The following is a 7,140-nucleotide window of genomic DNA, read 5'->3' as shown; positions in this document are numbered from 1 at the left end:
TTTCCCGCTCCAAGCATCCATAAACACCGTCATACCAGCAGTACCTGTTGCGGGAATAGCTCAGTTGGTAGAGCACGACCTTGCCAAGGTCGGGGTCGCGAGTTCGAGTCTCGTTTCCCGCTCCAATCTTTCCTCGAAGTACCCTTTCCATAGATATATACCGCCTGATTTTGTACCCAATACATTGGTAGAGCATGATCCGTACTTGCCAGGGTCGGACCGCGAGTTCGAGTCTCGTTTCCCGCTCCAATCTCTCCTCGAAGTACCCTTTCCATAGATATACACCGCCTGATTTTGTACCCAATACATTGGTAGAGCATGATCCGTGCTTGCCAGGGTCGGACCGCGAGTTCGAGTCTCGTTTCCCGCTCCAATATCTCCTCGAAGTACCCTTTCCAACCTCTTTTTTCATCCCCGATGTTCAGTTGCCTTGATTACTATTACCCCCATTTTTCAGCTATTTATCACTTCGCTTTGCCATAAAAACGTTTGCTGTTTTGTGCGATAATCCGCGCCCTAGATGGTTGATGGGCCTGCTGCCTATGACCCGAGTACACGAGCAGAGGAGTAGTTTGGCAATGCGTAATCTCACACAGTGGTTCATGGCCTTGATGATGGCCATGAGCATGACGACCCAGGCCCAGTCACTCAGCAGTGTCACTGTGGCCGGCCACGATCATCCCCCTTCGTCTCCCATCCTGATCCAGGGACCCATGCCCATCGAAGCCGAGCACTTTGCCTCCTTGTTGCAAGGGGTGGTGATGGAGCAGGTTGGCCCCTACCTCTTCTACCGGGGTACCCTGAACGGTTACCCGGTGATCGTCAGCCAGACCGGCAAGGGGCTGGAGAACACGGCCGCGGCGACGGCCATCGCCATTGGTCGCTATCACCCCCTGGCCATCATCAACCAGGGCACGGCCGGGGGCCATGACAAGCAGCTCAAGGTGGGTGACATTGTGCTGGGCAAGCGGACCGTCAACATTGGCAATCTGAAGACACCCAAGCGAGCAGAAGGGCAGGGGGTCGAGGCGCTGGCGTGGCTGCCGATGGATATCATGGCATCTGCCGGCAGTGCGGGTGGCGACGATGCCAACAAGATCCGTTACTACGAGGGAAGCCAGCCGCTCATCGACATCGCCCGGCAGGTAGCCTATGCCAGGGGGAAGGTCGTCGAAGGGACTGTGGGGTCTGCCAACTTCTGGAACAGCGAGGTAGATCGCATCAACTGGTTCCACCGGGAGTTCGGCACCAGCGTGGAAGAGATGGAAGGGGCGGCAGCGGCGCAGATAGCCGATGCCTTCCAGATCCCTTTCCTCTCGATCCGTATCCTCTCCAACAACCTGACCAATGGCGGCCACTATGATCCGAAAACGGGGGAGGCCTGTCAGCTTTTCGTGAAGGGTGTGGTAGAGCGCTACATCGCAAGCCTGCCCCGATAGGGAGTGCTTGGTCCCGGTAAATTAAAGGCCCCTTATGGGGCCTTTTTTGTCGGTTTCGAACGAGTGGCTGCCTGTTCGGCGGCATAGAGCGCGGCCCCGATGATCCCTGCCTGGTTGAGGCTGGCGGCGGCGATAAGCGGCGCCCGGGTGGCTATCTTGTCGACAAACTTGTCGAGTTTGGTGGCAGTGCCCCCGCCCAGGATGAAGAGATCCGGCGAGAAGAGGAACTCGAGCCGGGCCAGATATTGGTTGAAACGCTTGCCCCACTTGCTCCAGGAGATCTCCTCCCGCTTGCGCGCCGCATCCGAGCAGTAGTGTTCGGCTATCATGCCCTCCAGCATCAGGTGACCCAGTTCGGTATTGGGCAGCAGATGACCCCCCACAAACAGGGCCGTGCCTATGCCGGTACCGACGGTGATCAGGATGACGACCCCATCATGGCCCTGGCCTGCGCCAAACCGCATCTCGGCCAGGCCTGCGGCATCGGCGTCATTGAGCACGAAGCAGGGCTGACCTGTCACTTCGCCAAACAGCCTGGCCGCGTCCGTCTCTATCCAGCTCTTGTCGATGTTGGAGGCATTCTTGGCCACGCCGTGATGTATGGTGGCGGGAAAACCGCAGCCGATGGGGCCCTGCCACTGGAAGTGTTCGACCAGTTGCTTGAGGGCATGGGCGATGGCGGCCGGGGTGGCGGGCTGCGGGGTCGGGATGCGATGGCGTTCGCCGATGAGTTCGCCGCGCTTTGTATCGACCAGGGCCCCCTTGATGCCCGAGCCTCCTATGTCCACACCCAATATCTGCATCTGCTCCGATCCTTATGATGATGACGCCACACTGGCGGCGCTAAAGCATGGGAAATGTGCGAGGAAACAGCAAGGAAGCCGATCCTCAAGCGTGATCTGTCGCTGATCTCTTGTCGATCAAGGGCATGGCTGCTGGCTCTGATCGCGAGTTAGCAGAGGTGACAGTGAGATTAAGCGTGATCCGGCAGACCCTTTTCGATGCAGCGGATGAGCAGCTTGGTCTTGCGGTTCTCACCCTGCTGACGGGCGGTCAGGCTCGCCACTGCCCAGCTGATGTGCTCGGCCACCATGGGGTCGGCGCTTGGCAGGGCTGCGTGCAGGGCGGTGAAGACGGCTTCATCGGCCGGGCCGTTGCCGAGCGCCACTGCCAGGTTGCGGCGCCAGCGTTGATAACCGATGCGGCGGATCGGGCTCCCCTCGGTATTTTTCAGGAAGAGAGCCTCGGACCAGGCCCAGAGATCCAGCAGCTTGGGGCTGTGCAGATTGGCGCGCGGACTGAAGTCAGGCTCGGGGCTGGCATCGGCGTAACGGTTCCAGGGGCAGATGAGTTGGCAGTCATCACAGCCATAGATACGGTTGCCGAGCAGGGGCCTGAGCTCGACAGGAATAGGCTCGTCGCTCTCGATGGTGAGGTAGGAGATGCAGCGCCGCCCATCCACCACATAGGGCGCGATGATGGCACCGGTGGGACAGATGTTGATGCAGGCCACGCACTTGCCGCACTGCTCTTTCTCCACCGGCTGGTCGATGGGCAGCGGCAGGCTCAGCAGGAGTTCGCCGAGGAAGAAGAAGGAACCGGCGGACTCATTGAGCAGAAGTGAGTGTTTGCCAACCCAACCGAGCCCAGCCTTGGCGGCGAGTGGCCGCTCCAGCACGGGGGCCGAGTCGACGAAGGGACGCCAGCCCAGCGCCTCGCAGCGCGCCTCAATTCGCTCACCGAGCTGTTTGAGCCTGGCGCGCAGCAGCTTGTGGTAGTCGCGGCCCAGGGCATAACGGCTGATATAGCCGAGGCTGGGATCGCGCAGGGTCGCGGCGAAACCCGCCTCGAAGGGGAGATAATTCATCCGCACCGACAACACCCGCAGGGTGCCCGGCAGCAGCTCATGGGGGCGGGCGCGCATCATGCCGTGACGGGCCATGTAGTCCATGGTGCCGTGATAGCCGGCATCGAGCCAGGCCTGCAACCTGGGCTCTTCCTGGTGCAGGTCAGTGTCCGTGATGCCAGCCTGGTCAAATCCTAGCTCGCGTGCCCAGAGCTTGATATCTTGGGCCAGTTTGTCGAAATCGGGAGCCGTCATGATGCAGATCAACAGGGAAGGAGGGGGCAGTTTACCACAGCTCCTCAACGAACCGCGCAGTCATGGCCCACGGCTCCCCAGCGCGCTATGGCGTAGCGAACAAATTCGCCGTGCCGAGGCGGAATTGGCCGCCGCTGCGGGGGTGTCGCTCTATGAGTTGATGGAGCGCGCCGGCACCGCGCTGTTTGATTATGCCAAGGGGCATTGGCCAGCGGCTCATCACTGGTGGATCTTCACCGGCCCCGGCAACAATGGCGGCGATGGCTATGTATTGGCCCGGTTGGCGCAGGCTGCTGGCTTCAGAGTGAGAGTCATCGCCGCGCGGGCCCCGGCACAGCTCAAGGGGGATGCCCATCGGGCCGCGGCCGCTTTCCTGGCGGCGGGGGGTCAGGTTGAACGCTTCGAGGATGTCCATCTGACCCTTGCCGAGCCGGTTTCCCTGCCGGATCTGCTGATAGATGCGCTGCTTGGCAGCGGCGTCCGCCTGCCACTCACGAAGGCGATGACAAGAATTGTCGCAACCATCAATCGTTTGCCCGTGCCGCTGCTGGCCGTGGATCTCCCCTCAGGGCTGGATGCCGATACCGGCCACATCATGGCCAGCCCGGTGCGGGCGACTCGCACTCTCTGCCTGGTCGGGCTCAAGCAGGGGCTGCTCACCGGCCAGGGACCGAGCTGGTGCGGGGAGCTGGATGTGGACCCTCTCGGTCTGGATCTGAGTCATTGGCAAGCGCCCGCCGCCCGACGTATCGATTATCCCGCCCTGGCTCATCTGTTAGCCCCCCGTGCACGCTGCGCCCACAAGGGAGAGCAAGGCCGTGTGCTGCTGATTGGCGGCAATCAGGGCATGGCGGGGGCCATCTTGCTGGCAGCCATGGCCTGCCTGCGTACCGGGGCCGGGCTGGTCAAGGTGTGCCAGCATCCGATGAATGCTCCCGCCAGCCAGGCCCAGCCCGAGATCATGACATTAGCGCGCGACGCGCTGGTCGGCTCCTCATCGGCGGCAGAGACCCTGCCTGGAGAGGAGCTCCGAGTGGGCGGAGTCAATCCCTGGGGATCAGTACGGGTGCTGGGGCCTGGACTGGGCCTCGATGCCTGGGGCGGGGCCCTGTTCAAGCAGGCTTTGTGCCGGGAACTGCCACTGGTATTGGATGCAGATGGATTGAATTGGCTGGCGCTACAGCCCCGCCATCAGGATAATTGGGTGCTCACGCCCCATCCCGCCGAGGCAGCCCGCCTGTTGGGTTGCAGCACCGCCGAGGTGGAGGCCGATCGCTTCGCCGCCGTACAGACCCTGCAGGGCACCTATGGCGGCGTCGCGCTGCTCAAGGGGGCAGGTACACTCATCGCGGATGGTAAACAGGTCTGGCTCTGCCATGAGGGAAATCCCGGCATGGCCAGCGGCGGCATGGGTGACCTGTTATCTGGTATAATCGCCGCCCTTTTGGCCCAGGGGCTAGGGGCGCGTGATGCAACCTGCCTGGGCGCAGTGCTCCATGGGGAGGCTGCCGATCTGGCGGCGACAGAAGGGGAGAGAGGCATGCTGGCATCTGACCTGTTGCCATGGATCCGCCTTCTGGCCAATCCCGACACTCCTGACAAGTTAAGAAGACGATGGCAAAACAGTTGATGATAGCGTTGCCGGATGAGGCAGCGACCGTAAATCTGGGTGGTCAGTTGGCGCGCGCCAGCCAAGTAGCGACCACCGTCTTTATGCACGGCACCCTGGGGGCGGGCAAGACGACACTCACCCGTGGCTGGATCCAGGGACTCGGCCATTCAGGCAAGGTAAAGAGTCCGACTTATACACTGGTCGAGCCCTATGAGCTCGGAGCCTGGCAGGTCTATCACTTTGATTTGTATCGATTGGCAGATCCCGAGGAGCTGGAGTTCATGGGGATCCGTGACTATTTCGGCCCCAACACCCTCTGTCTGGTTGAGTGGCCTGAGAAGGGAGAAGGTTGGCTAGCCGCCCCGGATCTCGAGATTACCCTGACATATGTAGACCTGCAGCGCGAGGCCCTGCTGGTGGCCCGTACTGCGATCGGCGAAGCTATTCTGGAACGGTTGCAACCCAAGTGCGTCTGATAATTTCCCTGTGTTTTATTCTGCTTGCCTCACCGACCTGGGCCAATCAGCTCAAAAGTGTGCGGATCTGGCCCTCGCCCGACAACACTCGGGTGGTGCTGGATCTCTCCAGTTCGCCCCAATTCAACTATTTCACCCTGACCGGGCCGGATCGGCTGGTCATCGACCTCAAGGGGGCCAGCAATGGCGCCAATCTGGCCCGGGTCGAGAACAAGAGCGAGCTGGTACGCAAGATCCGCGAGAGCACGCCGGTGGACAAGGGAGGCCTGCGTCTGGTGCTGGATCTCAAGTCGACCATCAAGCCGGTGGTATTTCCATTGGCACCAGCCGGTCCCTATGGCCACCGGCTGGTGATCGATCTCCCCTATGAGGAGAGTTCGGCCCGTCATGCCACGCCAGCCCCCGCGACCCCGGGCAGCAAGGTGATTATCGCCATCGATCCCGGTCACGGCGGTGAGGATCCTGGCTCCATAGGTCCGCGTCGCACCTACGAGAAGCGAGTCACCCTGGCGGTTTCCCAGAAGCTGGCCGCGCTCATCAATCGTGAACCTGGCATGCAGGCGGTGATGACCCGCCGTGGGGACTACTTCGTCGATCTCAATAAACGTTCCGAGATTGCGCGCAAGTCCAAGGCGGATTTGCTGGTCTCGGTGCATGCGGACAGCTTCACCAACCCGCGTCCGCGCGGTGCCTCGGTCTGGGTACTCTCGACCAACAGGGCCAATCGCGAGATGGGCAGCTGGCTGGAGAAACAGGAGAAGCAGGGCGAGCTGCTGGGTGGTGTGGGCAAGGTAATTGCCGAGTCTGACCCCAACCCCTACTTGGCGCGTACCTTCCTGGATCTCTCCATGGACAAGTCCCGCGCCGAGGGCTATGACGTCAGCCGCATGATCTTGAAAGAGATGGGGCGAGTCGCCCGCCTGCACAAGTCCGCCCCAGAGCATGCCAGTCTGGCAGTGCTCAAGGCGCCGGATATCCCTTCCGTGCTGGTGGAGACGGGCTTTATCTCCAACCACGAAGAGGAGAAGCTGCTGGCCAGCAATGCTTATCAGAACAAGCTGGCCCAGGCGATCTTCCACGGGATCCGCAACTACTACAAGGCGCATCCCGTCAAGGGGCACATCATGTCGGGCAAGGTGAGCAGCGCGTCGACGCGCAGCACCCAGCCAGCCGTCAGTCAGGTGGCGCCTGTTAGCCAGTCGGCTCGCAGCGGCGCCCCCGTAGTCAGCGCATCCGGGGCGGGTGTCATCAAGCCGATGACCAGCCTCAGCGGCGCGAATACCATCGACAAGCAGCGCAGCATAAGACACGTGGTGACCCGTGGCGAGAGCCTGTCACGGCTTGCCGAGCGCCACGGCATCTCCATGTCCCGGCTTGCTAAATACAACAATCTGAAATCCAACGAGATCCAGATTGGGCAGGTGCTCTACATACCCAAAGGATAAGCGATGCAGATCCGTATTTTGCCTCCTATTCTCGCCAACCAGATAGCCGCTGGCGAGGTGGTTGAGC

Annotated in this window: 6 protein-coding genes and 1 tRNA gene; 5 read left to right on the top strand and 2 right to left on the bottom strand. The window is 61.3% G+C overall.

All coding sequences use genetic code 11. The features are described from left to right. Window positions 1-49 precede the first annotated feature (49 nt). Together BN1130_RS06645 and BN1130_RS06640 are read left to right on the top strand one after the other, a co-directional pair. Window positions 50-125: transfer RNA gene (locus BN1130_RS06645), tRNA-Gly, on the top strand. Window positions 126-578: 453 nt separating this feature from the next. Beyond that, window positions 579-1,439: a 5'-methylthioadenosine/S-adenosylhomocysteine nucleosidase gene (locus BN1130_RS06640; RefSeq protein WP_042040968.1), complete on the top strand. Its 861-nt coding sequence runs from the start codon at window positions 579-581 to the stop codon at window positions 1,437-1,439. 32 nt (window positions 1,440-1,471) lie between these two features. Here BN1130_RS06640 and ppgK read toward each other — a convergent pair whose 3' ends face one another. Next, window positions 1,472-2,242: a polyphosphate--glucose phosphotransferase gene (gene ppgK / locus BN1130_RS06635; protein ID WP_042040967.1), complete on the bottom strand. Its 771-nt coding sequence runs from the start codon at window positions 2,240-2,242 to the stop codon at window positions 1,472-1,474. A 170-nt stretch (window positions 2,243-2,412) separates the two neighbouring features. Then, complete coding sequence (gene queG, locus BN1130_RS06630) at window positions 2,413-3,540, bottom strand: tRNA epoxyqueuosine(34) reductase QueG (RefSeq protein ID WP_042041023.1); 1,128 nt, start codon at window positions 3,538-3,540, stop codon at window positions 2,413-2,415. Here queG and BN1130_RS06625 point away from each other — a divergent pair. The 3 genes from BN1130_RS06625 to BN1130_RS06615 are packed head-to-tail and all read left to right on the top strand — an operon-like array spanning window position 3,539 to window position 7,073. After that, window positions 3,539-5,170 carry an NAD(P)H-hydrate dehydratase gene (locus tag BN1130_RS06625; protein WP_084218146.1) on the top strand — a complete coding sequence of 544 codons (1,632 nt, stop codon included), beginning with the start codon at window positions 3,539-3,541 and terminating at the stop codon, window positions 5,168-5,170. The two genes, queG and BN1130_RS06625, sit on opposite strands and share 2 nt — an antisense overlap. After that, complete coding sequence (tsaE, locus tag BN1130_RS06620) at window positions 5,155-5,628, top strand: tRNA (adenosine(37)-N6)-threonylcarbamoyltransferase complex ATPase subunit type 1 TsaE (RefSeq protein ID WP_042040965.1); 474 nt, start codon at window positions 5,155-5,157, stop codon at window positions 5,626-5,628. The genes BN1130_RS06625 and tsaE overlap by 16 nt, the downstream gene beginning before the upstream one ends. Then, on the top strand, window positions 5,619-7,073 hold the full coding sequence (locus BN1130_RS06615) for an N-acetylmuramoyl-L-alanine amidase (RefSeq protein WP_042040964.1): 1,455 nt from the start codon (window positions 5,619-5,621) through the stop codon (window positions 7,071-7,073). The genes tsaE and BN1130_RS06615 overlap by 10 nt, the downstream gene beginning before the upstream one ends. Window positions 7,074-7,140: the final 67 nt, after the last annotated feature.

Source organism: Aeromonas rivuli (assembly GCF_000820045.1).
GTDB lineage: Bacteria > Pseudomonadota > Gammaproteobacteria > Enterobacterales > Aeromonadaceae > Aeromonas > Aeromonas rivuli.
The sequence above is the reverse complement of the archived record's forward strand: the minus strand, read 5'-3'. Positions and strand labels throughout refer to the sequence as shown.